We start from the raw sequence: 26,613 nt of genomic DNA on the forward strand, positions 1-26,613 counted from the left end.
TAATACCTGCAGGAACAGGCTCGCCCGCGAACAGGCCATGGGCCGCTGCAAAAAAAACCAGAATTTTTTCAAAACCCGGATGAGGTAACAGGACGTGACATCCGTGTACTGGGTGGAAGTGCGATTCATTCGCAAACATTCAGCTCTCTCACAGGTCAGCGTCCATGAAGTTCACCCCGCGTTGCGTCTCCCTCTGGCTCGGTATTTCTGCCTTGTCCGCCGTGGCGGTGACGCCCCTTGCCGGTGCCGCCGAGCAGGTGCAACTGTACACCTTCGACCAGCCCAGCCAGCCCTTGGCCCAGGCGCTCAACGCCTTCAGCCGCACCACCGGGCAGAGCGTGGTGTACACCCTGGAGCTGCCGAGCCAGCAGGCCCCGGCGCTCAATGGCGCTTTCAGCGCCGAGCAGGCCCTGCAACAGCTGCTGGGCAACTCGGGCCTTGCCTGGCGCCGCCTCGACGCGCGCACCCTGACCCTCGAGGCGCTGGACACCTCCGGCGCGCTCAACCTGCAAGCTACCACCATCAGCTCGCAGATGGACGCCTACAGCTACCAGCCGCCGTCCAGCGCGTCGATCATGCGTGGCCAGGGCGCCAACCAGGACATCCCCCAGGCGATCAACGTGGTACCGGCCCAAGTGATTCGCGACCAGGCCCCGCGCAACCTCGACGACGCGCTGTACAACGTCAGCGGCATTACCCAGGGCAACAACTTCGGCGGCACTTCCGACACCGTGATGAAGCGTGGTTTTGGCGACAACCGCGATGGTTCGATCATGCGTGACGGCATGCCGGTGGTGCAGGGCCGCGCCCTGAACGCCACTACCGAGCGGGTCGAAGTGCTCAAGGGACCGGCCTCGCTGCTGTATGGCATTCAAGACCCGGGTGGGGTCATCAACGTAGTCAGCAAGCGCCCGCAGCTGACCGCCTACAACGCCCTGACCCTGCGCGGCTCCACCTACGGCAGCGGCAAGAACGGCAGCGGCGGCGGCTTCGACAGCACCGGTGCGCTGGGCGACAGCAACTTCGCCTACCGGCTGATTGTCGACCACGAAGATGAAGACTACTGGCGCAATTATGGCGTGCACCGCGAATCCCTCGTGGCGCCGTCGCTGGCCTGGTTTGGCGAAGACACCCAGGTGCTGCTGGCCTACGAGCACCGCGAGTTTCTTTACCCGTTCGACCGCGGCACGGCCATCAGCAACCGCACCAACCACCCGCTGAACATCCCCGCCGAGCGCCGGCTGGACGAACCTTTCAACGACATGGAAGGGCGCTCGGACCTGTACCGCCTGGAGGTCGACCACCAGCTCGCCGACGACTGGAAAGTGCACTTCGGCTACAGCTTCAACCGTGAGACCTACGACGCCAGCCAAGTGCGCGTGACGGGCGTGAACGATGCCCGCGGCACCCTGACCCGCAGCATCGACGGCACCCATGGGGCATTGAGCCGTGACCAGTACGCCACCCTGAGCCTGGCCGGCAACCTGCAACTGGGCGGCATGCAGCACGACCTGCTGCTCGGCTTCGACCACGAAGACCGCAAGGTCTACCGCGCCGACCTGATCCGCCAGACCAGTCGCTCGACCTTCAGCTACCTCAACCCGGTCTACGGCCTGGAGCCCGAGGGCAGCACCGTGCGCCCCAGCGACAGCGACCAGACCGACAAGCTGCGCACCGATTCGCTGTTCTTCCAGGACGCAGTGCACCTGGACGAGCACTGGATCGTCGTGGCCGGTGCGCGCTTGCAGCAGTACGACCAGTACGCCGGGCGCGGACGGCCGTTCAAGGCCAACACCGACACCCGCGACCAGGCCTGGGTGCCGCATGCTGGGTTGGTGTACAAGGTCGACGAGCAGCTGTCGTTCTATGGCAGCTACAGCGAGTCGTTCAAGCCGAACTCCAGCATCGCGCCGCTGACGGGCGGGGTGGTGCTGGACGCCTCCATCGCCCCGGAGGAGGGCGAGGCCTGGGAAATCGGCGCCAAGCTCGACCTGCCAGGGCGGCTGACCGGCACCCTCGCGCTGTTCGATATCACCAAGCAGAACGTGCTGGTGGCCAACTTCGATGCAGGCACTGGCGAGACCCTGTACAGCAATGCCGGTGAGGTGAAGTCGCGCGGAGTCGAGCTGGACCTGACCGGCCAGCTCAGCGAGCGCTGGAGCCTGATCGGCAGCTACGCCTTCATCGATGCCGAGGTCACCAAGGACCCCGAACTCAAGGGCAACCGCCTGCAGAACGTCGCACGCCATGGCGCCTCGCTGTCGGCAGTGTACGACTACGGCAGCCTGTTCGGCGGCGATCGCCTGCGCCTGGGCGCCGGGGCGCGCTATGTGGGGGAGCGTGCAGGCAACGCGGCCAACGACTTCGACCTGCCGGCCTACACCGTCGCCGACGCCTTCGCCAGCTACGAGACCACCCTGGATGAGCACAAGGTGCGTTTGCAGTTGAACGTGAAGAACCTGTTCGACAAGGTCTACTACAGCTCGGCGGTGAACCGGAATTTCGTGGCGATCGGCGATGCGCGGCAGGTGAGCCTGAGCAGTACGTTGGAGTTCTGAGGCTTTCGCGGGTAAACCCGCGCCTGCGCGGGCAGCGCAGTTCCTGTGGGAGCGGGTTTACCCGCGAACCAGGGCGAAGCCCTGGCCATACACCGCGATGTTCTTTTCGCGGGTAAACCCGCTCCCACAGGGAACTCTTTTCAGCCAAACGCAGCGCGGTACTCGCCGGGAGTGGCGCCCATCGCCTGGCGGAAACGGTTGCTGAAGTGACTGGCACTGGCGAACCCGCACAGCAACGCTACCTGCCCCAGCGGCAATGCCCCCTCGCGCAACAGCCGGCACGCCTGGTGCAACCGCCGCGCCAGCAGGTACTGGTGCGGCGGCAGGCCGAAGCTTGCGCGAAACATGCGTGCGAAGTGGTATTCGGAGAGGTTGCAGCGTAGCGCCAGTTCGCCCAGGGTCAGGGGCTGGTCGAGGTGGGCTTCGATGTAGTCGACCAGTTGTCGACGCTGGTGCGGCGCCAGCCCGCCCTTGAGCTTCAGGCCCTGGCGCAGGCCTGCCTGGTTGAGCACGGCGTGGTCGACGATGGCGTGGGCCATGCTGCTGGCCAGCAGGCGCTCGCCGGGCTCGTCCCAGTCCAGGGTGGCCAACTGGCGGAAGCGCCTCGCCTGCTGCGGGTCGTCGAGGAATGTCGCCTCTTGCAGGCGCATTTCCCGGGGTTCGCGGTCGAGCAGGCGGGTACAGCCGAGGGCGAACTGTTCTTCGCTGATGTACAGGTGCGCCAGGCGGATGCTGCCATTGACCACCCAGTTCGACTCGTGGCCGGCCGGCATGATGCACAGTTTGTCGGGCGAGCCCTTGTCGGCCGGGCGCTGGCGGCGGAAGGTGCCGGTGCCGTCGGCGATATAGCACGACAGGGTGTGGTGGCTGGGCGCCTGATAGTCGCGGGCGTCGTCGCGGTTGCTCCACAGCGCTGCCGCCAGCCCATCGCCCAGGTGCGCGCTCAGCTCCAGCCGGGCGTTGGGCGAGGCGTTCATGGCGTTGAACACTTGCAGCTGGGTCAGTTGGGTCATGGGCGGTTCCTCGTGGCGCTATCGTACTGCGGGCGCGGGAAGTTGGCAGCGTGGGGCGACGAAAAAGCGCAAGTTTGTGCAAGCGGGTGGGGGGTGGCGGGCTGAGACTGGTGCGGTGACCTTGTCGGCCTCTTCGCGGGCAAGCCCGCTCCTGTCAGGTTCCCCATTGCCTGGCAGGAACGGGCTTGCCCGCGAAGAGGCCAGTGAAGGCAGCACAAAGCCCAAGACCTCCGACCACCACCGAGGCCAGCATCATGAACCTCTCGCTATACCTGCTCACCGTGCTCATCTGGGGCACCACCTGGATCGCCCTGAAGCTGCAATTGGGCGTGGTCGCTATCCCGGTATCGATCGTCTATCGCTTCGCCCTGGCCGGCTTGATCCTGTTCGCCATCCTGCTGCTGACTCGCCGCCTGCAGGCGATGGGCCGGCGCGGGCACCTGATCTGCCTGGCGCAGGGTTTTTGCCTGTTCTGTGTCAACTTCATGTGCTTTCTGACCGCCAGCCAGTGGGTCGCCACCGGCCTGATCGCCGTGGTGTTCTCCACCGCCACCCTATGGAATGCGCTCAACGCCCGGCTGTTCTTCGGCCAGAAGATCGCCGCCAACGTGCTAGGTGGTGGCGCGCTGGGCCTGCTGGGCCTGGGGCTGCTGTTCTGGCCGGAGCTGTCGCACCACACGGCCAGCCGCGAAACCTTGTATGGCCTCGGCCTGGCGCTGCTTGGCACGCTGTGCTTCTCAGCTGGCAACATGCTCTCGAGCATGCAACAGAAGGCCGGCCTCAAGCCCATGACCACCAACGCCTGGGGCATGCTGTATGGCGCCTCGATGCTGGCGGTGTACTGCCTGGTCAGCGGCATTCCCTTCGACATGGAGTGGAACGCGCGCTACATCGGCTCGCTGCTGTACCTGGTGATTCCAGGCTCGGTGATCGGCTTTACCGCCTACCTGACCCTGGTGGGGCGCATGGGGCCGGAGCGGGCGGCGTACTGCACCGTGCTGTTCCCGTTGGTGGCGTTGAACGTGTCTGCGCTGGTCGAGGGGTATCAGTGGACGGCGCCGGCCCTGCTGGGGCTGGTGGCGGTGATGGCGGGGAATGTGCTGGTATTTCGCAAGCCCAAGGCCAAGGTAGTGCCTGGGGCGGCCGTCTTGCGCTGAAGCTGCCGGCCTCTTCGCGCTCCTGCAGGGTCACCGCTGAACCTGTAGGAGCGCGAAGAGGCCGGTACCGTCAGTCGAAATCCATCAGCCCTTCCACACCTGCGGGTTGACCAGGTCGCGTGGCCGCTCGCCGAGCAGTGCCGCGCGCAGGTTTTCCATGGCCCGCTCGGCCATGGCCTGGCGGGTTTCGTCGGTGGCCGAGCCGATATGCGGCAGGGTCAGGGCGTTAGGCAGCTTGAACAGGGGCGAGTCGGCCAGCGGCTCTTTCTCGTACACATCCAGGCCCGCGCCGCGAATGGTGCCGTTCTGTAGCGCTTCGACCAGCGCTGCTTCGTCGACGATCGGCCCGCGGGCGATATTGATCAGGAACGCGCTGGGCTTCATCAGCTTCAGCTCGCGGGCGCCGATCAGCTTGCGGGTGGCATCGGACAGCGGCACCACCAGCACCACGAAGTCCGACTCGGCCAGCAGTTGCTCCAGGCTGCGGAACTGCGCGCCCAGCTCGTGCTCCAGCGCGGTCTTGCGGCTGTTGCCGCTGTACAGCACCTTCATGCCGAAGCCCAGGCGACCGCGACGGGCCACGGCGGCGCCGATGTTGCCCATGCCGACGATGCCCAGGGTCTTGCCATGCACATCGGTGCCGAAGTGGGTAGGGGCGACGGTAGCCTGCCATTGGCCGGCCTTGGTCCAGGCATCCAGCTCGGCAGTGCGGCGTGCGCAGCCCATCACCAGGGCGAAGCCAAGGTCCGCCGTGCTTTCGGTAAGCACGTCGGGAGTGTTGGTCAGGGCAATGCCACGCTCGTTGAAGTAGTCCAGGTCGTAGTTGTCGTAGCCGACCGAGACACTCGACACCACCTCCAGCTTGCCTGCCCCCTCGAGCTGCGCACGGCCCAGCTTGCGGCCCACGCCGATCAGGCCGTGAGCCTCGGGCAGGGCTTCGTTGAACTGGGCATTGATGTCGCCGAGCTTAGGGTTGGGCAGGATCACGTTGAAATCGTGCTGCAGGCGCTCGGCCATGGCCGGGGTGATGCGACTAAAGGCCAGGACGGTCTTTTTCATCGGGCTACTTCTCTGCAAGGGCGGACGGGAAGGGCGTGAATGGTTAGGAACCTATCATCTTCAGTTTGCCACCAGCAACTCATGGGTCTTCAGGTCTGCCTCATGGGCGGCGAGGATTTCCGGCAGTGAGTTGCGCAGGTACTCGACCCAGGTCTTGATCTTGGCATCCAGGTACTGGCGCGAGGGGTAGATGGCGTACAGGTTCAGCTCCTGCAGACGGTAATCGGGCATTACCCGAACCAGGCTGCCGTCGCGCAGGCCATCGATGGCCGAGTAGATCGGCAATACGCCCACGCCCATGCCGCTGCGTATCGCGGTCTTCATGGCGTCGGCGGAATTCACCTGGAACGGCGAGCTGGTGATGTTGACCATCTCCTGGCCTTCCGGGCCGTCGAACAGCCACTTCTCCAAGGGAATCACCGGGCTGACCATGCGCAGGCAGGCGTGCTTGAGCAAATCCGCCGGTTTTTGCGCGAAGCCATGCTGGGCCACGTAGTCGGGCGAGGCGCAGACGATGCTGTAGGTGATGCCCAGGCGCTGGGAGACGAAACCCGAGTCAGGCAGCTCGGTGGCCAGCACGATGGACACGTCATAGCCCTCGTCGAGCAGGTCCGGCACCCGGTTGGCCATGGTCACGTCGAAGGTCACGTCCGGGTGGGTCTGGCGGTAGCGGGCGATGGCATCGACCACGAAGTGCTGGCCCACACCGGTCATCGAGTGCACCTTCAACTGCCCGGCCGGGCGGGCATGGGCATCGCTGGCCTCGGACTCGGCTTCCTCGACGTAGGTCAGGATCTGCTCGCAGCGCATCAGGTAGCGCTTGCCCGCTTCGGTCAGGGCGATGCGCCGGGTGGTGCGGTTGAGCAGGCGGGTTTGCAGATGCGCTTCCAGGTTGGAGACCGCCCGCGACACGTTCGCGGTGGTGGTATCCAGCTGCACGGCGGCGGCGGTGAAACTGCCCAGCTGCGCCACGCAACTGAACGCACGCATGTTTTGCAAGGTGTCCATGGGTCACTCTCGGTATAGAGGGCGAAATTGTGCCATGAAGCAGCGTCTCGGGTGCTTCGACCAAAGCCGGATTATCGCTGTTTCGGTAACAAAGATTCGCAGGAATGTGCGCTTATCGCCAATGAAACCCGCCCCTAGAATTGCCCGGCCTGTCCACCTCATCCTCGGAAATCGCAGCTGTGCCGCGTCGCATCCTTCCAGCGCTCAGTGCCTGTGCCCTCAGTTTCACGCTTAGCGGCTGTATCGGAACCTGGGGCATTGCCCCGCAAACCCATGCCCTGCAAGCCAACACCTTGAGCACCGACCAGGCCATTCGCGAGGCAACCGTCGATGCGCGCTGGCCCGCCCAGCAGTGGTGGCGAGCCTACCGCGACCCGCAGCTGGACCACTGGGTGAGCCTTGCCCTGCTCGGCAGCCCTGGCCTGGCCATGGCGGCAGCGCGGGTACGCGAGGCCAAGGCCATGGCGGGGGTAGTGGAGTCGGCAGAAAAGCTGCAAGCCAATGGCGAGGCCACGCTCAGACGCCATGACTGGCCTGCGGATCAATTCTATGGCCCCGGCGCGTTGTCCGGCGCCCACACCTGGGACAACAATGCCGGTATCGGCCTGAGCTACGCCCTCGATCTGTGGGGCCGCGAGCGCAATGCCAGCGAACAGGCCGTGGACCTGGCGCACATGCGCGTGGCCGAGGCCCGCCAGGCGCAGCTGGAATTGCAGAACAACCTGGTCAAGGTGTACATCCAGCTGGCGCTGCACTTCGCCCAACGCGACATCGCCCAGGCCGAACTCGCCCAGCAGGAGCAGATCCTGGCCTTGGCCACGCGCCGTTTACAGGGCGGCATCGGCACCCATTTCGAAGTCAGCCAGGCCGAATCTGCATTGCCTGAAACCCATCGCCGAATCGACGCCCTGAACGAAGAAATCGCCCTGGCCCGCAACCAACTGGCGGCTTTGGCCGGGCAGGGGCCGGGCGCGGGTGCGCGCATCGAACGCCCTCGCCTGAGCCTTGCCGCGCCGCTCACGCTGCCTTCGACACTGCCCGCCGAGTTGGTCGGCCAGCGCCCCGACGTGGTCGCCAGCCGCTGGCAGGTGGCGGCCCAGGCGCGGGGCATCGACGTGGCGCACGCGGGTTTCTTTCCCAATGTCGACCTGGTCGGCGGCCTGGGCTTCATGGCCACTGGCGGCGGCCCGCTGGAATTCATCACCGGGCGCAAGTTCAGCTACACCGCCGGCCCGGCCATCAGCCTGCCGATCTTCGACGGTGGCCGCTTGCGTGGACAGTTGGGCGTGGCCTCGGCGGGCTACGACATGGCTGTGGCGCGTTACAACCAGGCGGTGGTCGGGGCGCTGAAGCACATTGCCGACCAGCTCGTGCGTCGCGAGTCGATGGGCGAGCAGGCGCACTTCGCTGCCCAGAGCGTGGCCGCCGCACAGAAGACCTACGACATCGCCACCGTTGCCTTCCAGCGTGGGCTGACTGACTACCTGAACGTGCTCAACGCCCAGACCTTGTTGTTCCGCCAGCAGCAGTTGCAACAGCAGGTGCAGGCTGCGCGGCTGAGTGTGCATGCCGAGCTGGCCACGGCCCTGGGCGGTGGGTTGCGAGCCGGTGACGATGTGCCTGATACCGAAGACCAGGCCGCACCCAAGGCGCCCGCAAGCCTGGCCGTGTTCGATTCGTCAGGCTCCCGCCAATGAGCGCTGCGCGTTGGCCAAGAAGCCTGGAATGGCGCCGGGGCCTGTTCACCTGGGCGCGCACCGACGGGGTCACCTGGGTGTACATCTGCAAGGTGCTGTTGGCAGCCTTCGTCACCCTGTGGCTGGCCATGCGCCTGGAACTGCCGCAGCCGCGCACGGCGATGATCACGGTGTTCATCGTCATGCAGCCGCAGAGCGGGCATGTGTTCGCCAAGAGTTTCTACCGGGTGCTGGGAACCTTGGCGGGCTCGGCGATGATGGTCGCGTTGATCGCGATCTTCCCGCAGAACACCGAACTGTTCCTGCCGAGCCTGGCGCTTTGGGTCGGCCTGTGTTCGGCCGGCGCCATGCGCTACCGCACCTTCCGCGCCTATGGCTTCGTGCTGGCCGGCTACACCGCCGCGATGATCGGCCTGCCGGTGTTGCAGCACCCCGACCAGGCGTTCATGGCTGCGGTATGGCGGGTGCTGGAAATTGCCCTGGGCATCCTGGTGTCGACCTTTGTCAGCGCCGCGATCCTGCCGCAGTCGGCCAGCGCGGCCATGCGCAATGCGCTGTACCAGCGCTTCGGTGTGTTCGCCGCAGTGGTGGTCGAGGCCCTGCGCGGTGACAGCCAACGTGATCGCTTCGAGAGCAGCAACGTGCGTTTCATCGCAGAAGCGGTAGGCCTTGAAAGCCTGCGCAACGTCACCGCCTTCGAAGACCCGCACATGCGCAGGCGCTCTGGCCGGCTGGTGCGCATGAACAGCGAGTTCATGGCCATCTCCACCCGCTTCAACGCCTTGCACCGGCTGCTCGAACGCCTGCGCAGCCGCGGCCCGGCGCGCATCGTCGAGGCCATCGAGCCGGGCCTTGCGACCCTGGTGCAACTGCTCGATCCCTACGCCGACCGTCTGCTCACCGACGCCGATGCGCTGCGCCTGACCCTGGAGCTGGCCGCTTACAAAGACGGCCTGCAAACCCAGGTGCGCAGCCTGCGCGCGGCGTACCTGCAGACCCAGCCCAGCGAAGCCGACCTGCTGGATTTCCACACCGCCTTCGAGCTGCTCTACCGCTTCATCGACGAACTCTACAGCTACGCACAGACCCACGCCTCACTGGCCGCCCACAACCACGAGCGCGAGCAGTGGGACGAGCCCTACGTGGCCCAGACCAGCTGGCTGGTGTCGCTGGCGGCGGGGCTGCGGGCGTCGCTGGTGCTATTGCTGCTGGGCAGCTACTGGCTGCTCAGCGACTGGCCCAGCGGCGCCATGATGACCTTGATCGCCTCGGTCACCGTGGGCCTGTCAGCGGCCTCGCCGAACCCCAAGCGCATGGCTTTCCAGATGGCGTGCGGCACGCTGCTCGGCGCCTTCATCGGCTTCTACGAGACCTTCTTCGTGTTTCCCTGGATCGACGGTTTCCCCTTGCTGTGCATGGTGCTGGCGCCGGTCTTCGTGCTCGGTGCCTACCTGGCGGCGCGACCGGCCTACGCAGGCTACGGCATCGGCCTGCTGGTGTTCTTCGCCATCGGTTCGGTGCCGAACAACCTCACGGTCTATGACCCGTATGCCTACGTGAACGACTACTTGGGCATGCTGCTTGGCATGCTGGTGTGCGCTGCCGCCGGTGCGATCATCCTGCCGCCGAACAGCCGCTGGCTGTGGAGCCGTTTGCAACGCGAGCTGCGCGAGCAGGTGCTGTTCGCCATTGGTGGCCGCCTGCGCGGGCTGGGGTCGGCCTTCGAAAGTCGCACCCGCGACCTGCTGCACCAGGCCTATGGCCTGGCGGCGAGCAAGCCGCAAGTGCAGGGCGAATTGATGCGCTGGATGTTCGTGGTCTCGGAAGTCGGCCACGCCATCATCGAGTTGCGCAAGGAACAGGCCAATGCCCCGGTGCACCCGGCCTATGCCGAAAGCCAACCCTGGCGCCAGGCCATTCGGGTGATGGGCCGTGCGCTGGCGCGGCTGTTCCTGCAACCGAGCGCCAGCAACCACGAGCGCGCGCTGGTGGCGGTGGACCATGCCATCAGCCGCGTGCAGGCCACCGACGAACCTTTCGCCCGGCACTTCGACACCTCGGTGCTACGCCGGGTGCAGAGCTACCTGCACTTCATCCGCAGTTCACTGCTCGACCCCCAGTCGCCCCTGGCCCAAGGACCGCAGCATGCCCCGTGAAATCGCTTTCCATGGGCTGTACATGCCCACCCTGACCTTGCTGTTCCTGTTCGCCCTGGGCCTGGCCTGGGGCGTGGACCGGTTCATCGCAAGCCATGATGGTTATCGCTTCTTCTGGCACCCCGCGCTGATGCGCCTGTGCCTGTTCGTCTGCCTGTTCGGCGCCCTGGCGCTGGCGCTCTACTGGTGAGAAACCCTCGATGAAAAAGTGCTTCAGCCTGCTCGCTACCTTGCTGGTGCTGGCCGCCGCCGTGGCGATCGGCCGCCAGTTGTGGTTGCACTACATGACCACGCCCTGGACCCGCGATGGCCGGGTACGCGCCGATATCATCAACGTCGCCGCCGACGTGCCCGGCTATGTGGTGGACGTGCCGGTGCGCGACAACCAGCAGGTGAAAAAGGGCGACCTGCTGATCCAGGTCGACCCCGAGCACTACCAATTGGCGGTCGAGCAGGCCAAGGCAGTGGTGGCCTCGCGCAAGGCCACCTGGGAGATGCGCAAGGTCAACGCCAAGCGCCGCGCCGACCTGGACAACCTGGTGATTTCCACGGAAAACCGCGACGACGCCAGCAACATTGCCAACTCGGCGCTGGCCGATTACCAGCAGGCCCAGGCGCAGTTGGCCGCCGCCGAGCTGAACCTTTCGCGTACGCGCATCCTGGCCACGGTCGATGGCTACGTGACCAACCTGAACGTGCACAGGGGGGACTACGCCCGCACCGGCGAGGCGGTGATGGCAGTGGTGGATGAACACTCGTTCTGGGTGTACGGCTTCTTCGAAGAGACCAAGCTGCCCCATGTGAAGGTGGGCGATGCGGCCGAATTGCAGATGATGAGCGGTGAGCGGCTGAAAGGGCATGTCGAGAGCATCGCCCGCGGCATCTACGACCGCGACAACCCGCAGAGCCGCGAGCTGGTGGCCGACGTGAACCCGACCTTCAACTGGGTGCGCCTGGCGCAGCGGGTGCCGGTGCGCATTCATATCGACGAGGTGCCGCCAGGGTACCTGCTGGCGGCGGGGACAACGTGTACGGTAGTGGTGAGGCCTGGCGAGGGGTAAGCCGGATGGCGCGCCCGCCCCTGGCAGGTCTTAGCTGCGAATGGAACGATACGGTCTCAAAGCGGCCGCATTAACCCAAAACGCTTGCGCAGCACCGTATCCAGCAGCCGCTGAGGCAGCACCCGCGCCAGCAATGGCAGGGCGGTGCTGCCATTGCCCAAGCGCACCAGCGCTGGCACTGGCGACTTGCGCGTTGCGGCCAGCACGCCCTGGGCGAATACCGCCGCCGGGGTGGGTTTGTCCTGCGAGGCGCGGGCTCGGGCCTGCACGTGTTCGCGCAGCGGCCACCATGGCGAATCGGCGGCCAGCACCTGGTCGGCCTGTTGCTGGGCGTTGCTGGCGAATTGCGAGGCGATGGCGCCGGGCTGCACTTCCATCACCTGGATGCCGAACGGCGCCAGTTCCAGGCGCAGGGCGTCGTTCAAGGCATGCACCGCCGCCTTGGAAGCGCAGTAGGCGCCGGCGAACGGGGTGACCAGCACGCCGGACACGCTACCGATGTTCACCACCAGGCCCTTGGCGCGGCGCAGCAGCGGGAACAGCGCGCGGGTGACGCCGACCACCGAGAACACGTTGGTTTCGAACTGCTGGCGCATAGCTTCGACGCCGCCGTCCAGCAGCGGGCCCATGGCGCCGTAGCCGGCGTTGTTGATGAGCATGTCCAGGCCGGCATCGCGCTCGGTGAGCTCTTCGGCCAGCCGGGCCAGGGCCTGTGGGTCGTTGACGTCCAGCTGGCGAGCGGTGAAGCCGGCGGCGGACAGTTGCTCGACGTCGCTGGCCTTGCGGGCGGTGGCCCACACATCGAAGCCTGCGTCGCGGAAGGTGTCGGCGAGGGCGCGGCCGATGCCGCTGGAACAACCGGTGATCAGGATGGTGGGCATGGGGGGCCTGTGTTCAGTCCGAGGGTTGTGTGGGCAGTGCCGGCCCTTTCGCGGGTAAACCCGCTCCCACAGGTTCCCCACTGCCCTTGAAAACAGTGGTGAGCCTGTGGGAGCGGGTTTACCCGCGAAAGGGCCGGTGCAGGCGAAGCATCAATTGGCGAATGTACCCTGAAGGTGCTCGGCCCGGAACTCCAGGGTCTGCGGCCGGTACCCCGAGCGCAGCGGCGGCACGGGCAGGCAGTCGCTCCACTCGGTACCGGGCTGCAGTTCGCCCGGCCCGCGATAGCGCGGGGCGTTGTAGGTGTTCTCGGCCAGGTTGACGGTGTCACCCGGGGCGTAGGCGGCCACGCGCCAGCGCAGTTCGGTGAGCGGAGCCTTGTTGTTGTTTTTCATGGTCACCCGCAAGGCGCGGTCGGCGGGGCACTGTTCGGGGGCGTAGGCCAGGCGCAGATCGAGGCGGGCCAGCTGCGAGGCTTCGCGTTGGTCCTGCCAGACCACGCCCAGGGCAACCAGCCCCAGGCCGAGCACGGCGGCCAGGGAAATCGGCAGGGCCTTGGCCGGGTAGCGCAGCAGCAGAATCAGCCAGGTGAGAATCAGGAAGGCGCCGATGATCATGGGGGTGCAGGCCTTGTTGGCGAGGGTTCGATCATCGTAGCGGGAAATCGGGGCGGGCTCAAAAGCGGGAGGACGCTGTCGGCCATTCGCGGCGGTTCGGCGCCGCTCCGCCCGGTACAACGCGCTTCTTAGAAGCAGCTGGCACCTGTAGGAGCGGGCTTGCCCGCGAACCGGGGCAGAGCCCCGGCCGTAGCGCATTGGCCGCCATGCGTTTACTGCGCGATGGTCTTCACCGAGACGCCACGCTCGATCGGCGTGGACGTACGCCCATAGACGTCTTCGAAGCGCTCGATATCATCCTCGCCCAGGTAGCTGCCCGATTGCACCTCGATGATCTCCAGCGGGATCTTGCCAGGGTTGCGCAGGCGGTGGACCGAGGCGATCGGGATGTAGGTCGACTGGTTCTCGGTGAGCAGGAACACGTTCTCGTCACAGGTCACCTCGGCCGTGCCGGACACCACGATCCAGTGCTCGGCGCGGTGATGGTGCATCTGCAACGACAGGCTGGCACCCGGCTTGACGGTGATGTGCTTGACCTGGAAGCGCCCGCCCATGTCCACCGAGTCGTACGAGCCCCACGGGCGGTACACTTCCAGGTGGTTCTGGGTTTCGGTACGGCCCTGGGCATCGAGGGTGTTGACCAGTTGCTTGACGCCTTGGACCTTGTCCTTGTGGGCGATCATCATGGCATCCTTGGTCTCGACCACCACGATGTTCTCCAGGCCGATCACCGAAACCAGCTTGCCGTTGCCATGGATCATGCAGTTGCGGCTGTCCTGCACCACCACGTCGCCCTTGGTGACGTTGCCGTCGGCGTCCTTCTCGTGCACGTCCCACAGCGACGACCAGCAGCCCACGTCGCTCCAGCCGGCGGACAACGGCACCACGCAGGCGCGCTGGGTCTTCTCCATTACCGCGTAGTCGATGGAGTTGTCCGGGCAGCAGGCGAAGGTGGCTTCGTCGATGCTCAGCACATCGCCTTCCTCTTTGCTGCGCTCGAGCGCCAGCAGGCAGGTGTCGTAGATATCCGGGTCGTGCTTCTTCAGCTCTTCGAGGAAGCGGCTGGCGCGGAACAGGAACATGCCGCTGTTCCAGAAGTAGCCACCGGCGCGGACGAACTCGTTGGCGCGTTTTTCGTCGGGCTTCTCGACGAACTGTGCGACCCGTGCCACGCCTTCGGGCAGCAGCGCGTCCTGGCTCGAGCGGATGTAGCCGTAGCCGGTCTCAGGCTTGGTGGCCGGTACGCCGAACAGCACCATCTCGCCACGCTCGGCGGCCACGGTGGCCAGGGCCAGGGCGCGTTGCAGGGCTTTCTGGTCTTCAATCACATGGTCGGCGGGCAGCACCAGCATCAACTCGTCGCGGCCTTCGTTGACCAGCTTCATGGCGGTCATCGCCACTGCCGGTGCGGTGTTGCGGCCGAAGGGCTCCATGAGGATCGCCTGGGTTTCCAATTTCAGGCTGGCCAGTTGCTCCTGGACGATGAACTTGTGGTCCTTGTTGCAGACCACGATAGGGGTGTCCATGCCCTCGAACACCAGGCGCTCGATGGTTTGCTGGAACAGCGTGTGTTCTCCGGTCAGGGCCAGGAACTGCTTGGGGAATTGCTTGCGCGACAGAGGCCACAGACGCGAACCGCTACCACCAGAAAGAATTACCGGGATCATGATGTTTCTCCAATAGTCGAGAGAGGCAGGGGTCAGTTAGTGGCGACCGGACGGGTTACCCAAACCGGCGAAAGACTGCTGCCGGAGCCGGTCACGTACAGCACGGCGGCTTCGCCGCGTTCCAGGGCGACGGGTTTGACGTCGCTGACTTTCTTGTCACCTTCATACAGCGCCAGGTTGACTTTCACCGGGTTGATCTCGCGCTCGCCACGGCCCTTGGCGGCCACCGGGGTGACCACTTCGGTCTTGCCGTCGGCGGTCTTGAGGGTCAGCGGCTTGTCGCTGAGGTTCTGCACCCGTACCAGGGCTTTCTGCTTGTTCTTGAAGGGGGGCTCCTCGATCAACTGCGGGTTGCCCGAGGCGTTGTTGACCAGGGTGTAGTACTTGTCGGAGGCCAGTTTCACCGGCACCGACTTGCCACCGACCTGGGCCGTGTAGTCGCCGCCTGGCAGGAAGCTGAAGTCGCTGCTGCCCTGGGCACTCACCTGCTTGATCTGGGTGTTGCCGACAGTGGCGGCGGTGGGGGTGGAGCTGGCGTTGTACAGGCGCACGAAGGTCGAGCCTTTCGGTGCGCTCGGGCCGTAGAGCGCTGCGTCGGCACCGGCCAGGGCCTGCGCCGAGAGCAGGCCCAGGCCGGCGGCGAGGGTAAGGGCTTTGGCAAAGGAAGGTTTGTTGGTCATGTGCATGTCCTCTATCAGTGATCCGTCCGATTGGACGACAGGGCCAGGTTTTCTTCGGTCTTGCGGGTGTTCTTCAGCTGCGCGATCCACTGGGGGTCGAAGCTGCTGAGGTCGTTTTTCATTGGCAGATATCGTTCGGGGAATTCCCACACCACTACTTGCGGCGGGTGTTCCTTGAAGGCGTCGCTTTGCAGGTACTTGAGCATTGGCAGCAGCGGGCCATGGCCGTCTTCGGCGTAGCTGGCCACGTCGCTGCGCAGTGCTTGCTGCAAGGCGCCGAGGAAGTTCCAGTGCGGGTTGGCGCTATAGCTGGTGCCCACCAGTGCCACCGGGATTTGCGTGTCGGCGAACAGCGCATCGCCTGCCTCGTTTTCGGCCGAGACCGGGCGAGTGCTGCGCTGTTGCAGGGTGTCCGGCTTGGGCAGCAGGTTGCTGAACAGCGGGTCCAGCGGCAGGAAGTTGGTCAGGTCGCCCTTGTACGGCGCGCTGGCGCCGGCTTCGGTGATGTAGGCCTGGGGCTCGCCGCTTAGCAGTTTCTGGCGGCCGACCGCCTCGGCCAGGGCCTGGGCCACCACCTCGGCGCCCATGGGCGTCCAGTGGGTGTCGGTACGCAGGAACACCTGGCCACGGGCCTTGGCTTGCTCCAGCGGCGCCAGCAGGTCGGGGGCGAACACATTGGCTTGGCGCACCTGGGCGTGGAACTGGTTGAACAGCTCGCTGTGCAGGCTGGCCGGTTGTTCCTTGTCCAGGTACTCGGGGTACAGCCGCGTCTTGGCGGGCACGATCGCCAATACCAGCTGGGTGCCTTGGCGTTGCAGGGTGTCACGGATGCCGCGCACCAGGGCCAGGTTCTCTTGCATCAATTGCTCGGCACCGGCGGTGGGCTTGAACTCCTCGTCGGTGAACAGCCACTGCTCGCGGCCCAGCACCACGCCGGGGCGGCCTTCGTTGAACAGCTTGAAATCCAGCGCGGCCCAGAGGTTGGTGCTCAGGCGCTTGATCGGGAACTGCTCGTCGTAGTGGGTTTCGGCGGCCTTGGCCAGCTTGCCGTTGAGGAAGGTCATCTGCTCGGTACGGTTGAAGCTGTCCAGGCCACCCACCGACCAGGCGCCCAGGCCGACCAGCAGGCCCATGAAGGTCAGTGAGTAGGTAATGCGAAGTGTCCGGTTCATGGTCTTGGCCTCAGAACTGGAAGTAGAGGAATGGCGAGTAGCTCTGCGCCGAGAGCTTGAGCACCGAGGCGACGAACAGCATCAGTACCAGCGCACGGGTCATGACCCGGGTCCAGTCCAGGCCCATCGAGCCGTCGGCATTGACTTGCACCGGGGTGCGTGGCGCTTGCTGGGGTGTGGCGTTGCGGTAAAAGTCGCGCAGGCCGAAATAGGCCAGGGTGGCGTAGGCGATGAACATGGTCGCCACTTGCAGGCCGGTGAGGTTGGCGCGGTTCAGTTCCGACAGTTGCCACTCGCCGAAGCTGAACATGGCGCCGTACATGCGGGCGGCGACATCCAGGTTTTCAGCGCGGAAGATTACCCAGCCGACCACCACCAGCAGGAAGGTGAAGGCCCATTTCACTGGATTGAAACGCTGTGGGTTGGTGTCCAGGCCCAGCGCCCGTTCGATCGCCAGCCACATGCCGTGCCAGGCGCCCCAGATGATGTAGGTGAAGTTGGCGCCGTGCCACAGGCCTCCCAGCAACATGGTCAGGAACAGGTTGCGGTAGGTGTTGAAGGTGCCTTTGCGGTTGCCGCCCAGGGTGATGTACAGGTAGTCGCGCAGCCAGGTGGACAGGCTGATGTGCCAACGCCGCCAGAATTCGGTGATCGATTGGCTGATGTAGGGCTGCTTGAAGTTCTCCATGAAGCGGAAGCCCATCATCAGGCCTAAGCCGATGGCCATGTCGCTGTAGCCGGAGAAGTCGAAGTACAGCTGCGCGGTGTACGCCAGTGCGCCGAGCCAGGCATCGCCGGTGGTGGGGTTTTCCAGGGCGAAGCAATGGTCGGCGACCACCGCAAGGGTGTCGGCGATGAACACTTTCTTGATGAAGCCCTGCATGAAGCGGGTGCAGCCTTCGGAGAACTTGTCCAGGGTGTGGGTGCGGTTGTTGAACTGGTCGGCCAGGTCCTTGAAGCGCAGCACGGGGCCGGCGATCAGGTGCGGGAAGATCGCCACGAACGCGGCGAAGTCGATCAGGTTGCGGGTGGCCGGGGTGTCGCCGCGGTACACGTCGATGATGTAGCTGATCGACTCGAAGATGTAGAACGAGATACCGATCGGCAGCAGCACGTGGGTGAGGATGAACGGGTCCATGCCGAACGAGGTGATGATCGCGTTCATGCTGTCGACGCCGAAGTTGGCGTACTTGAAGTAGCCAAGGATCGCCAGGTCGACGCCCACGCCCAGCAGCAGCCAGCGTTGGGCGGGCTTGGTGCGCACACCGGCGGCGCCGACTTTAAGGCCGATCCAGTAGTTCCACAGGGTGACGCCGGCGAACAGGGCGAGGAAGTCCACCCGCCACCAGGCGTAGAAGATGTAGCTGGCGATCAGCAACAGCAGGTTGCGATAGCGGTTCCCGCTTATGTAGTACAAGCCGAGGAAAACCGGCAGGAACAGGAACAGGAACACATTGGACGAGAAGACCATCCCGGTTCTCCTTGTTAGATACAGCATCCAGGGCACAGCGCCCCCCAAACCCCCCACGCAAAGCTGGGGAGCAACCGAGTTCCTGTGGGAGCGGGTTTACCCGCGAATGCGTCAGCAGGTTCAACACCGTTGCCCGGTCGGGCGCATTCGCGGGTAAACCCGCTCCCACAGGGATCTACTATTTCTTGCGTTCTGCGCTCGGGTCGTAGACCCGGGTCACGTCGCCGCCCAGCCTGAAGCTGTTGAACGGCTGCATGTCTCGCTTGCGCTGCTGGGTGTCGCCCACGCACTGGTACAGCGCACACCACGGCTCAAGCCAGGCGTACTTGCTGTCGACCTTGAGGTCGTCCATGTCTTGTTTCTCGCCTGCGCGGCGGGCGAACTGGCTGGGGTCGCGAGCCCCGGCCAGCACGCCTTCGCCCAGGCGTTGCAGGGCGAAGTTGTTGTCCTTGCGCAGGTCCACGCCATTCACCTGGGCGAAGCTTGCGATCATCGCCAGCGGTGGCAGTGCGTAGTTGTGGTAGGCCAGGGCGCGCTGCTTGCGCTTGATCTCGTTGGGCAGGAAGCCCTGGTCGTCGACCTGGTTCACGCCCACCCGGTATTCCTTCACCGCCCAATCGAACAGGTCGCGTCGGTCGGTGGCCACGGCGGTGGCCATTACCGACCAGGCCGCCCAGTAGCTGTGGTTGTTGATCTTCTCCAGCGGCAGGTCGCTCCAGTCGCGTACGGTCTGCTCGGCCAGGCGGGCGAACCATTTCTCGATGGTTTCGGCCTCGGCCCGGTGCGCGGCCAGGGGCTGGGAGTTGGAGAACTTGAGGCGCAGCCACGCCCCGCTCATGCTGCCCAGTGCCCATTTGCGCATCGACTTGCCGGTGTGGTTGTAGTCGGTGGACAACAACGCGTCGGCCTTGGCCCAGGTTTCGAGCCAGGTCAGCACGCAGTCGAGCTGGGCCGGGCGACCGTCGCGAAGGTACTGGCCGACCATCTTGCTCACGCCGCGCTCAAGGGTGGTGATGTCGGCGGTGGAGTCGCGGAAGGCCTTTTCAGAAGCGACATTGAGGGTTGCCCGGGCCTTGTCCGAGCCTTCGTACTTGCTGCGAAATTGCAGGGGGCCGGTGTAGGGCTTGGGTGCGGTTTCACAGCTGAAGTCGCCCTCGCCGGTCTTGAGCTTCTCGATCCCGGCGTAGTAGCCCTGGGGCGGCACCAGCGCGGCCTGCGCCGCCCCGCCGAACAGGGCGAGGGCGAGCAGGGCGGGTGCGGTCTTGCGTGCTAGTACAGTCATGGTCGCCTCACTGGCCGGCTTGTGCGGTGTTACGCGCAGCGCCGGCGAAGTTGTTGCGTTTGCAGAGCTTTGCCTCGACTTTCTGGGTACCGCTTTCCGGGCCCTGGACTTCCAGCGCCAACAGGTTCTGCTCGGCCCAGTCTTCGTCTTCGCGCATCTGGAAGACGAAGCGCCCATCGGTGTCGGAGGTCTCCGGCTTCTCGATCTTGACGTTCTCGTGGCGCCCATTCAGGTACCAGAGCTTGGCTTGCAGGACCTTGACCGAGGTGTCTTCGAACTGGATGTCGATCTGGTGGTTGCGGTTGGTCAGGTCCTTGATCACCCCACCCTTGCCGTTGACCATCAACTCGTTGACGCCCGGCTTGAGCGTGGTGCTGGCGGTCATCTGCGCCGGGCGGCCTTCGCAGCCGTCGTCGAGCAGGGCGAGGATCTGCCGCCAGATGGTTTCCTGGTCCAGGCGGTACAGCGGCGAGAATTCCCAGATGAGGATCTTCGGCGGGTTGTTCTGGAACTCCTCGCTGCCCAGGTACTGGATCATCGAGCCTTCCAGGCCGCCGCCAGGGAAGGCGACGTTGAGCACGTCGGCGCCGATGTACTGCTGCAGGAAGCCGGAGAAGTTGTAGTTCTTGCCGCTGTGGCTGGTGCCCACCAGGGTGATCTGCGCGTTGCCGCCATCGCCGAACAGGTCGTCGCCGCCCGCCGCGCCCTTGGGCTCGGTGGCGAACTGGTCCATGTACTGCACCGCGTAGCTGGTGCCGCACAGCTGGCCTGCGACGTTGTGCAGGGTGCCGGTCTTGCCCATGCGCCCGGACTTGTGGGTTTCGAATTCCTTGCGCGGAATGCCCTCGAAGGCCGGCATGCCGTGCACCGTCTCGGCCACGATCTTGGCGGCGCGCTCGGCGCCATACGGGGTCCAGTGCTGGTCGCCGCGGAAGTAGAAGTCCTTGCCCTGGTCGGCGGCGGCCAACTGCTCGTTGGTCAGCGGCGAGAGGTCGGGCACGTTGTAGCCCATCTTTTCGAAACGCTTGAGCATGGCCTGGTAGTTGCCCAGGGCCTTTTGATAGTTGAACGCGGCCTTTTCCTGCGGGTTGAGCATGTTGCGGTTCACCAGGCCACGGGTCGGCTGGTAAACCACCACCAGCTCCACGCCGCGCTTCTTGAAGGCGTCGTGCACTTGCTGCAAGCGCTTGTAGCCCAACGCGCTGGTGTCGAACTCGGTGCGCAGGTCTTCGCGGGTACGGAACAGCCAGTCGCCCTGGGCTTGCACCAGGGTGGTGAAGTTCTGCTGGTAGCGGGTGGTGTAGCGGCTGGCGTCGTGGGCGGCCGGGCACAGCTGGCAGCAGGGCTCGGCGGTGAAGCTTGGCGGCTGCACGTCTTCGGCACGCACGCCCTGACTGATGGCCAGGAGGGCGGCGGACAGGCCGAGCAGTTTCATCAGGTGTGGGTTCATGTTCGGGGCTTCCTTAGTCGATCATTTCGGCCTGGCTTTCGACCGGGTCGATCAGCACGGGCTTTTGCTGGCGCACCAGCAGGTCGAGAATTTCCGCCTGGCGCTCGCCAAGCACGCCGTTGAGGCTGATGCCGCTGGATTTGGTCGGGGCGAGCATGGCGACCTTGTACAGCTCTACCGACAGTGGCGAGTCGATGGACAGCGGGCCGGTCCCGTTGGCCGACAGCTCGCCGCCGACGACGATCAGCGACACCTTGGCGTCGAAGGGGTCCAGGGCGATGTCGCGATCGGTGTCGGTGAGGTCCTTGATGTGCCCGTACACCCCGACCAGGCCGTTGGCCATGGCGACGTTCTCGTACAGGCGGATGTTCACGCTGTTGCGTATGCGGATGCCGTGGCGACGGTTGTTGATGACCTTGTTGCCCCAGATCAGGTTGTCGCCGCTCTCGTACAAGGTGATGCCGTCGGTGTGATTGCGGAAGATCTCGTTGTAGGCGATCAGGTTGTTCACGCTGTTACGGTCGATCACCACGCCGGAGAGCTTGTTGTCATAGCTCTTGTTGTTGAAGATCCAGCTGTCGTTGACCTCGCGGGAAATGATGATGCCGTGCTTCTTCTTGGTGCCGTACACGGTGTTGCCGGCGATGATCAGGCGGTGCGAACGATCGTGGGGGTCGATGCCGTAGACGATGTTGTCGCGGTAGGTCGAGTCCTTGATCACGAAGTCCTGGGTTTCGTAGCAGTAGAAGCCGTACCACATGTCGGCGAATTCCGAGCCGATGATCCAGCCAGTGGGCTCGCCACGGCCCATCTGCTTGACCATGTTCGGCGTGTACTGGGAAATACTCACGCCGTACGACTTGGACTTGTCGTAGCCGAAATTGGCCATGGTGCTGTTGACGATGTAGGTCTCGGTGCCACCCCAGCTGAGCAGGAACGGGCGGAACTCGTCGGGCTTGCGGAAGGTGGCTGGGCCATTGGCCTTCTCGCGCCAGCCGATCACCCGGGTGTCGGTGACGAACAGCTTGCCGTCGTTGACCATGAACGAGCCGCTTTCCTCGGACAGGCGCAGCTCCTTGACCTTGCCGTTGATCTCCAGCACGCCCTTTTCGCCCACCACGATCGGCAGGCGCGCCAGGTACACGCCGGGCTCGGTTTCGCGCAGGTACTGCTTGGGTACCTTCTTGCTCAGCTCCACCAGGTCCACATGCCCATCGTCGACGAAGATCGCCTGGGGAATGCCGTGCTGGCGTCGCACCCACTCGGCGCCCTTGTTGTCGCCGCCGATGAACTCCTTGAGGTTCTGTTCCTGGAGCATGCGGCGCACGCTGACCTTGCCCTTGCGGGAGCGGTCGATCTTCTTCTGCACGGCTTCGGCGGTGTAGCCGCCGAGCTCGGGCAGCTTGGGCGCGTCAAGGTGCAGTTGCTCGGCCGGAGGGCTCGAGATGGTGTAGGTCTTGGCGTGCTGCAGGTCCTTGACGGTGGCGGGCGGCTGGGCGGCATGGGCCAGGCCGCCGGCCAGCAGCAGGGCGCTGGCGAGCAAGCTGTGACGAAGGTTCGGGTGCAGGTTCATGGTGTGGGCCTCAGTAGCGCCAGATCACGTCGACGAAGGCACGGTGCATGTACGAGTCGGTCTCGCTGCCATAGGCATCGCCCGGCTTGAACACACCCGCGCGCAAGCGCACCAGCGCCGACGGCTCGTCGATCGATTGGCTCAGCGAGGCCGGGAGCAGGCCTTGCTTGAAGTACTTGGTGACGACCACGTCCATTTCCTGGCCCAGGTCCTTTTCGCCGTCGATCAGCGGACGGTTGATGCCGTTGTCGTTGACCACCGCGTTGATGCCGCTGGAACCGATGTTCTGGTTGCCGTCGACACGCCAGAACTTGTGGTAGACGAAGCTGGCGTCGTAGTCCTCGCGCAGCTGCCAGGAGGCAAACAGGGTGGCCGCCTGCAAGTTGCCCAGTTCGCCACGGAACGCCTCGCCGAAGCGGTGGACGCGCGAGCGGGTGCCGGTGAAGTTGGAGCGGTTGCTCTCAAGGCCGGTCTGCTCGAAGTTGCTCGAGCCGTCGTCGCCACCGCCGCCACTGCCACGGGCGTAGGCTGCGCCGACCTGCCACTGCGGGTTCAGGCGCAGGCGCACGCCCAGGTCGGTGGCCCAGGCATTGACGTCGCCGCTCTGCTTGCCGACGGCGACCTGTTCGTTGCCTACGGTCTGGCTGGTGAGGCGGTCGCGATCGCCGGTCAGCCAGGTCACGCTGCCCCAGTAGTTGACGCTGTGGTCGTTGCGCCAGTTGTAGGCGTCGCTGTTGGCCTCGAGGCCCAGCCAGGTGAGGTCGCCGGTGCGGGTCTTGTCGAGGGCATCGACGGTTTCGCCGGGGTTTTTCAGGCTGCCGCTGTCATGGGTGTGGTGGGCGCGCAGGCCGACCCAGTGCCCAGGTGTCCACTGGGTGGCGACGTTGCCGTAAACGTGGGTGCGGTCCTCGTCTTCCGGCGCCAGCTCGGTGAGGTCGGTGCGGTATTCGCTGAAGCGCTGGGCCACGCCCAGGTCGGCCTTGAGCAGGGTGGTGTCGAAGGTCCAGTTCAGCGCCTCGATATTGGTGTCGCGCCACATGCCGTCGTCGCTGCGCAGGCGCTGTCGACCGAAACGCAGGTACTCGCCTGGATAGGGGGTGAGGCCTTGGTAGCCGACCCAGAACTCGCGCATGGCCAGGTAGCTTTTATCCGGCTTGCGGCTGTCGTCGCCGTTGTCGATGGTGCTGCCATCGTCGGACTGGCGCAGGGTGTCGGTCTCGATGATGTCGGTGGCAGCCACTGCCTGGCCCATGGCGTAGGCGTTCCAGTTACCGCGCTCGCCGTATACCCAGGGGCGCAGGTCCAGGCCCAGGCCGCTGACATCGCCGCCGGAGCGGGTGCCCAGGTCGCGGTCGTCCTCGGACTGGCCGGTGATCTTGATGTCCAGGCCGAAATTCTTCGCTGCAGTTTCCTGCGCCAAGGTCGGGCAGGCCCACAGCAGGGCGAAGCCCAGGCCGATGCCGGCTTTCACGAAGGGGTTTAACGTCATAGCGAATCCTCGGCGTCTACGGCTTCTTCATCGTCTTGCAGGGCTTCCAGGGCGAGGGGGCTGCCGTTGCCCTGAATCATGCCCGCGCGTGCGCGGCGCTCCTGCGCCAGCAGTTGCTGGGCCTGGCTGCGCTGCTGGGGCGTGAGTTGCTGGTCGAGCTGTTGCAGCAGCTCGCTGGACTGCGGGGTCGGGTTGACCTGCGCCAGCTGGGCGAATACCCATGCATTGCCAGGGTTCTGGCGGATGCCATGGCCTTCGCTGTACAGCTGGGCCAGGGCGTAGTCGGCGCTGAGCTGCCCGCCACGGGCGGCGCTGAGCAGGTGGTCGACGGCCTTCTGTGGCTCGACGTTGCCCAGGTAACCACGGCGGTACAGCTGGCCGAGGTAGTAGTGGGCGCTGACTTCGCCTGCGTCGGCGGCAGCGCTCAGGTGCTGCTCGGCCTTCTCGGCGTCGGCTGGCAGGGTCTTGCCTTCGTAGTACAGGCGGCCCAGCAGCAACTCGGCGCGTGGCAGCTCGGCTTCGCGGCCCTTGTCGATGTAGGCCAGCAGCTGGTCGGTGTCGCCCAGTTCGGGGAAGTCGTACAGCAGTTGCGCCAGGCTCACCCAGGAAGCCGGGTTGGCCGGGGCGACGTGTTCAAGCAGGTCCTTGGCGGTTTTCTCGTCGGTCTGGCCGAGGCTGCGGTCGGCCAGCACGCGGGCGACGCTGTCGACCCGGCTGGCCGGCACCGTGCCACGGGCGTAGGCGGACTTGAGCTGCTCGAGCAGCGCGGCCTGCTGGTCGGGCTGGGCGCGCTTCTGGTAGACGGTGGCCAGCTCCACGTAGCAGATATCGGTGGTGGTCAGTGCGGCCTTGCAGATCTTCTCCACTTCGCCCAGGTTCTGGTCGTAGGTGCCCTGGGTGCGGTACAGCAGCACCTGGGCCAGGCCCGCCTCGGGGTTACCGGCGGCGCGCCATTGGTCGATCTGTTGCTGCGCGTTGACCTTGGGGAAGCTCTGCGGGTATTGCAGGTAGAGCATCGCCAGGGGGATCAGGGTGTTGCCTTCGCCCTGCTTGGCGGCGAGCTTGAGCAGGGTCTCGGCCTCTTCGCGTTCGGCCTGGGTGCTGTCGGGCTTGGCCACCAGCAGGCGGCCGAGGCGGGCCTGGGCGCGCGACGAGGTGGCGGCCGCTTCGCGGTAGGTGGCCTCGGCCTGCTTGAGCTGGGCCGGGTCACGGGTGGCCACCTGGATATCGGCCAGGCCCACTTGGGCCTCGCTGTAGCCCAGGTCGGCCAGGGCGCGGTAGTTGGCCTCGGCGGTGGCGGTGTCGCCACGCTTCAAAGCTTCGTTGGCCAGGCGCTGGTCGGGCAGGCCGGCGCAACCGGCCAGGGTGATGGCGGCGGCCAGGGCACAGAGCCCTAGGGCGGCGGTGTGCTTGTTGGCGATCATCGTCCGGTCTCCTTCAGAGCCCACGGGCCACGGCTTTGTCGATCAGCCAGTTCAGCGACGGGCCGCGGTCGCTGTTGACCGACGCCGGGCGCCCGGCAAGCTCCGCCGGCAGGCTTTCGTCAGGCTTGATCTGCACGCGCAGGTCGGCGGCGAGGTTGTCGTTGTCCAGGCTGGTGCTGCTGACGATCTGCCCGGTACGCACCGCGTCTTCGCCGGCGACCTGGAAGTTGACCCGGGTACCTGGCTTGACCTCGTCGAACTGGCGGTAGCTGAAGCGCGCCTCGACCATTGGGTTGGTGGTGCGAGGAATCAACTGGAACACCGGCTGGCCTTTGCTGGCGAACTGGCCGTTGTCTACCAGCTGGCGTCCGACTACGCAGTCGCAGGGGCTGGTGAGGGTGCCGGAGAGCTGCTTGCCGAACAGCTCCTCGACCTTGGCCGGTTCCAGCTGCGAGTCGTCCAGGTGCCCCTTGAGCAGGTCGAGCATGCTGGTGTCGAAGGTCGCCAGCGGCGCGCCCTTGGTCACCTGCGCACCCACTTGCACCAGGCTCTGCACGCTACCGTCGCGGGGCATGGTGACGTTGCTGGTGGGCACCGCGACCACGCCGGCTTCGGCATGGCTGACGAAGTACAGGCCGTACAGCGACTTGGCGACGAAGCCGAAGGCGGCGATACCGACCACGAACACGCCCAGGGTCACGGTCACTGCACGCAGGCGGCCGAAGGCCGACAGGCCAGAGCCTGAATCCTTCTGCTTGCGTGCCTTGGTGAAGTTGTCGCGCTGCAGGGTGCTGAGCACATCGCCGACGCTGATGAGCTCGCCCGACAGGTGCGCGGTGATGATATGGCGCAGGGTGGCGATGTCGCGGGGTTCGAGGTTCTGGAACTCGGCACCGGTACGCCCGGTTTCCGGGTTGCTTACCCGCACCAGGAACTCGACGTCCATCGACAGCCCCAGGTTGTCGACCACGAACTGCAGGCGACCGCGCACCACTTCGCCGACCGGCAGGGCCTTCTTGGCATGGAACGACAAGCCACCGGCGGAGAGGTCGTCGACTTTCACATCATGGGGCTGGCGATCCTCATCGAGGAAGCGCAGCTTGGCTGGGATACGCACCCGGGCGTGCTGGCGCTGGGCTTCGGACTCATGCACGACGTTGACGTTCACGGCGGTATTCATGGTGATGTTTTCCTGTTGGA

At 65.3% G+C, this 26,613-nt stretch carries 21 protein-coding genes; 6 read left to right on the plus strand and 15 right to left on the minus strand.

Features of this window, described 5'->3' with window-relative positions; genetic code table 11:
* The first annotated feature begins 164 nt into the window (after nt 1-164).
* A complete protein-coding gene (locus tag RAC97_RS16890; protein WP_375100706.1) occupies nt 165-2,558 on the plus strand; it encodes a TonB-dependent siderophore receptor in 2,394 nt (797 codons plus the stop codon).
* Between the two features lie 140 nt (nt 2,559-2,698).
* On the opposite strand, the gene RAC97_RS16895 is transcribed toward RAC97_RS16890, so the two are convergent.
* Complete coding sequence (locus RAC97_RS16895; protein ID WP_375100707.1) at nt 2,699-3,571, minus strand: helix-turn-helix domain-containing protein; 873 nt, start codon at nt 3,569-3,571, stop codon at nt 2,699-2,701.
* Nucleotides 3,572-3,825: 254 nt separating this feature from the next.
* Here RAC97_RS16895 and RAC97_RS16900 point away from each other — a divergent pair, with 254 nt between their 5' ends.
* Nucleotides 3,826-4,728 (plus strand): DMT family transporter, encoded by a 903-nt coding sequence (locus RAC97_RS16900; RefSeq protein WP_375100708.1) that lies wholly within the window; start codon nt 3,826-3,828, stop codon nt 4,726-4,728.
* 84 nt (nt 4,729-4,812) lie between these two features.
* Here the strand turns inward: RAC97_RS16900 and RAC97_RS16905 are convergent, their stop codons facing one another.
* Complete coding sequence (locus tag RAC97_RS16905; protein WP_375100709.1) at nt 4,813-5,787, minus strand: 2-hydroxyacid dehydrogenase; 975 nt, start codon at nt 5,785-5,787, stop codon at nt 4,813-4,815.
* Between the two features lie 60 nt (nt 5,788-5,847).
* Nucleotides 5,848-6,795 carry a LysR family transcriptional regulator gene (locus RAC97_RS16910; RefSeq protein WP_375100710.1) on the minus strand — a complete coding sequence of 316 codons (948 nt, stop codon included), beginning with the start codon at nt 6,793-6,795 and terminating at the stop codon, nt 5,848-5,850.
* A 179-nt stretch (nt 6,796-6,974) separates the two neighbouring features.
* On the opposite strand from RAC97_RS16910, the gene RAC97_RS16915 reads away from it, so the two are divergent.
* From RAC97_RS16915 to RAC97_RS16930, 4 genes are read left to right on the plus strand one after another with little or no spacing between them, the layout of a single operon-like run.
* On the plus strand, nt 6,975-8,492 hold the full coding sequence (locus RAC97_RS16915; RefSeq protein ID WP_375100711.1) for an efflux transporter outer membrane subunit: 1,518 nt from the start codon (nt 6,975-6,977) through the stop codon (nt 8,490-8,492).
* The gene (locus RAC97_RS16920; RefSeq protein WP_375100712.1) at nt 8,489-10,648 is read left to right on the plus strand and encodes an FUSC family protein; all 2,160 of its coding nucleotides are present in this window, start codon (nt 8,489-8,491) and stop codon (nt 10,646-10,648) included. Before RAC97_RS16915 ends, RAC97_RS16920 begins: the two co-directional genes overlap by 4 nt.
* Nucleotides 10,638-10,838, plus strand: coding sequence for a DUF1656 domain-containing protein (locus RAC97_RS16925; protein ID WP_375100713.1), 201 nt, complete (start codon nt 10,638-10,640; stop codon nt 10,836-10,838). Before RAC97_RS16920 ends, RAC97_RS16925 begins: the two co-directional genes overlap by 11 nt.
* Before the next feature lie 10 nt (nt 10,839-10,848).
* On the plus strand, nt 10,849-11,709 hold the full coding sequence (locus RAC97_RS16930; RefSeq protein WP_375100714.1) for an efflux RND transporter periplasmic adaptor subunit: 861 nt from the start codon (nt 10,849-10,851) through the stop codon (nt 11,707-11,709).
* A gap of 56 nt (nt 11,710-11,765) precedes the next feature.
* On the opposite strand, the gene RAC97_RS16935 is transcribed toward RAC97_RS16930, so the two are convergent.
* The 12 genes from RAC97_RS16935 to RAC97_RS16990 form a co-directional block, all read right to left on the minus strand.
* Entirely contained in the window at nt 11,766-12,590 is an 825-nt protein-coding gene (locus RAC97_RS16935) for an SDR family oxidoreductase (RefSeq protein WP_375100715.1), read from the minus strand.
* A gap of 150 nt (nt 12,591-12,740) precedes the next feature.
* On the minus strand, nt 12,741-13,205 hold the full coding sequence (locus tag RAC97_RS16940; RefSeq protein WP_375100716.1) for a multidrug transporter: 465 nt from the start codon (nt 13,203-13,205) through the stop codon (nt 12,741-12,743).
* A gap of 212 nt (nt 13,206-13,417) precedes the next feature.
* A complete protein-coding gene (locus tag RAC97_RS16945; protein WP_375100717.1) occupies nt 13,418-14,872 on the minus strand; it encodes a mannose-1-phosphate guanylyltransferase/mannose-6-phosphate isomerase in 1,455 nt (484 codons plus the stop codon).
* A gap of 32 nt (nt 14,873-14,904) precedes the next feature.
* Nucleotides 14,905-15,558 carry an alginate O-acetyltransferase AlgF gene (locus RAC97_RS16950; RefSeq protein WP_375100718.1) on the minus strand — a complete coding sequence of 218 codons (654 nt, stop codon included), beginning with the start codon at nt 15,556-15,558 and terminating at the stop codon, nt 14,905-14,907.
* An 8-nt stretch (nt 15,559-15,566) separates the two neighbouring features.
* Nucleotides 15,567-16,724: an alginate O-acetyltransferase gene (locus RAC97_RS16955; protein ID WP_375100719.1), complete on the minus strand. Its 1,158-nt coding sequence runs from the start codon at nt 16,722-16,724 to the stop codon at nt 15,567-15,569.
* A gap of 10 nt (nt 16,725-16,734) precedes the next feature.
* The gene (locus RAC97_RS16960; RefSeq protein WP_375100720.1) at nt 16,735-18,195 is read right to left on the minus strand and encodes an MBOAT family O-acyltransferase; all 1,461 of its coding nucleotides are present in this window, start codon (nt 18,193-18,195) and stop codon (nt 16,735-16,737) included.
* 178 nt (nt 18,196-18,373) lie between these two features.
* A complete protein-coding gene (locus RAC97_RS16965) occupies nt 18,374-19,477 on the minus strand; it encodes a mannuronate-specific alginate lyase (RefSeq protein ID WP_375100721.1) in 1,104 nt (367 codons plus the stop codon).
* A gap of 7 nt (nt 19,478-19,484) precedes the next feature.
* A complete protein-coding gene (locus RAC97_RS16970) occupies nt 19,485-20,927 on the minus strand; it encodes an alginate O-acetyltransferase (protein ID WP_375100722.1) in 1,443 nt (480 codons plus the stop codon).
* A 13-nt stretch (nt 20,928-20,940) separates the two neighbouring features.
* Nucleotides 20,941-22,500: a mannuronan 5-epimerase AlgG gene (gene algG / locus RAC97_RS16975; protein ID WP_375100723.1), complete on the minus strand. Its 1,560-nt coding sequence runs from the start codon at nt 22,498-22,500 to the stop codon at nt 20,941-20,943.
* 10 nt (nt 22,501-22,510) lie between these two features.
* The gene (locus RAC97_RS16980; RefSeq protein ID WP_375100724.1) at nt 22,511-23,989 is read right to left on the minus strand and encodes an alginate export family protein; all 1,479 of its coding nucleotides are present in this window, start codon (nt 23,987-23,989) and stop codon (nt 22,511-22,513) included.
* Entirely contained in the window at nt 23,986-25,413 is a 1,428-nt protein-coding gene (algK, locus tag RAC97_RS16985; protein ID WP_375100725.1) for an alginate biosynthesis TPR repeat lipoprotein AlgK, read from the minus strand. Before algK ends, RAC97_RS16980 begins: the two co-directional genes overlap by 4 nt.
* A gap of 13 nt (nt 25,414-25,426) precedes the next feature.
* Nucleotides 25,427-26,593: a PilZ domain-containing protein gene (locus RAC97_RS16990; protein ID WP_375100726.1), complete on the minus strand. Its 1,167-nt coding sequence runs from the start codon at nt 26,591-26,593 to the stop codon at nt 25,427-25,429.
* Nucleotides 26,594-26,613: the final 20 nt, after the last annotated feature.

Origin of the sequence: Pseudomonas sp. LS_2, from assembly GCF_042709235.1 — a bacterium.
In the GTDB taxonomy this organism is placed as follows: Bacteria; Pseudomonadota; Gammaproteobacteria; order Pseudomonadales; family Pseudomonadaceae; genus Aquipseudomonas.

Coding starts and splice junctions, on each gene's coding strand:
- RAC97_RS16945 (WP_375100717.1), bottom strand. CDS start 14,872: ATGATCCCGGTAATTCTTTCTGGTGGTAGCGGTTCGCGTCTGTGGCCT.
- RAC97_RS16930 (WP_375100714.1), top strand. CDS start 10,849: ATGAAAAAGTGCTTCAGCCTGCTCGCTACCTTGCTGGTGCTGGCCGCC.
- RAC97_RS16920 (WP_375100712.1), top strand. CDS start 8,489: ATGAGCGCTGCGCGTTGGCCAAGAAGCCTGGAATGGCGCCGGGGCCTG.
- RAC97_RS16950 (WP_375100718.1), bottom strand. CDS start 15,558: ATGCACATGACCAACAAACCTTCCTTTGCCAAAGCCCTTACCCTCGCC.
- RAC97_RS16925 (WP_375100713.1), top strand. CDS start 10,638: ATGCCCCGTGAAATCGCTTTCCATGGGCTGTACATGCCCACCCTGACC.
- RAC97_RS16910 (WP_375100710.1), bottom strand. CDS start 6,795: ATGGACACCTTGCAAAACATGCGTGCGTTCAGTTGCGTGGCGCAGCTG.
- RAC97_RS16935 (WP_375100715.1), bottom strand. CDS start 12,590: ATGCCCACCATCCTGATCACCGGTTGTTCCAGCGGCATCGGCCGCGCC.
- RAC97_RS16905 (WP_375100709.1), bottom strand. CDS start 5,787: ATGAAAAAGACCGTCCTGGCCTTTAGTCGCATCACCCCGGCCATGGCC.
- RAC97_RS16990 (WP_375100726.1), bottom strand. CDS start 26,593: ATGAATACCGCCGTGAACGTCAACGTCGTGCATGAGTCCGAAGCCCAG.
- RAC97_RS16955 (WP_375100719.1), bottom strand. CDS start 16,724: ATGAACCGGACACTTCGCATTACCTACTCACTGACCTTCATGGGCCTG.
- RAC97_RS16960 (WP_375100720.1), bottom strand. CDS start 18,195: ATGGTCTTCTCGTCCAATGTGTTCCTGTTCCTGTTCCTGCCGGTTTTC.
- RAC97_RS16980 (WP_375100724.1), bottom strand. CDS start 23,989: ATGACGTTAAACCCCTTCGTGAAAGCCGGCATCGGCCTGGGCTTCGCC.
- RAC97_RS16940 (WP_375100716.1), bottom strand. CDS start 13,205: ATGATCATCGGCGCCTTCCTGATTCTCACCTGGCTGATTCTGCTGCTG.
- RAC97_RS16970 (WP_375100722.1), bottom strand. CDS start 20,927: ATGAACCCACACCTGATGAAACTGCTCGGCCTGTCCGCCGCCCTCCTG.
- RAC97_RS16890 (WP_375100706.1), top strand. CDS start 165: ATGAAGTTCACCCCGCGTTGCGTCTCCCTCTGGCTCGGTATTTCTGCC.
- RAC97_RS16900 (WP_375100708.1), top strand. CDS start 3,826: ATGAACCTCTCGCTATACCTGCTCACCGTGCTCATCTGGGGCACCACC.
- algK (WP_375100725.1), bottom strand. CDS start 25,413: ATGATCGCCAACAAGCACACCGCCGCCCTAGGGCTCTGTGCCCTGGCC.
- RAC97_RS16965 (WP_375100721.1), bottom strand. CDS start 19,477: ATGACTGTACTAGCACGCAAGACCGCACCCGCCCTGCTCGCCCTCGCC.
- RAC97_RS16895 (WP_375100707.1), bottom strand. CDS start 3,571: ATGACCCAACTGACCCAGCTGCAAGTGTTCAACGCCATGAACGCCTCG.
- algG (WP_375100723.1), bottom strand. CDS start 22,500: ATGAACCTGCACCCGAACCTTCGTCACAGCTTGCTCGCCAGCGCCCTG.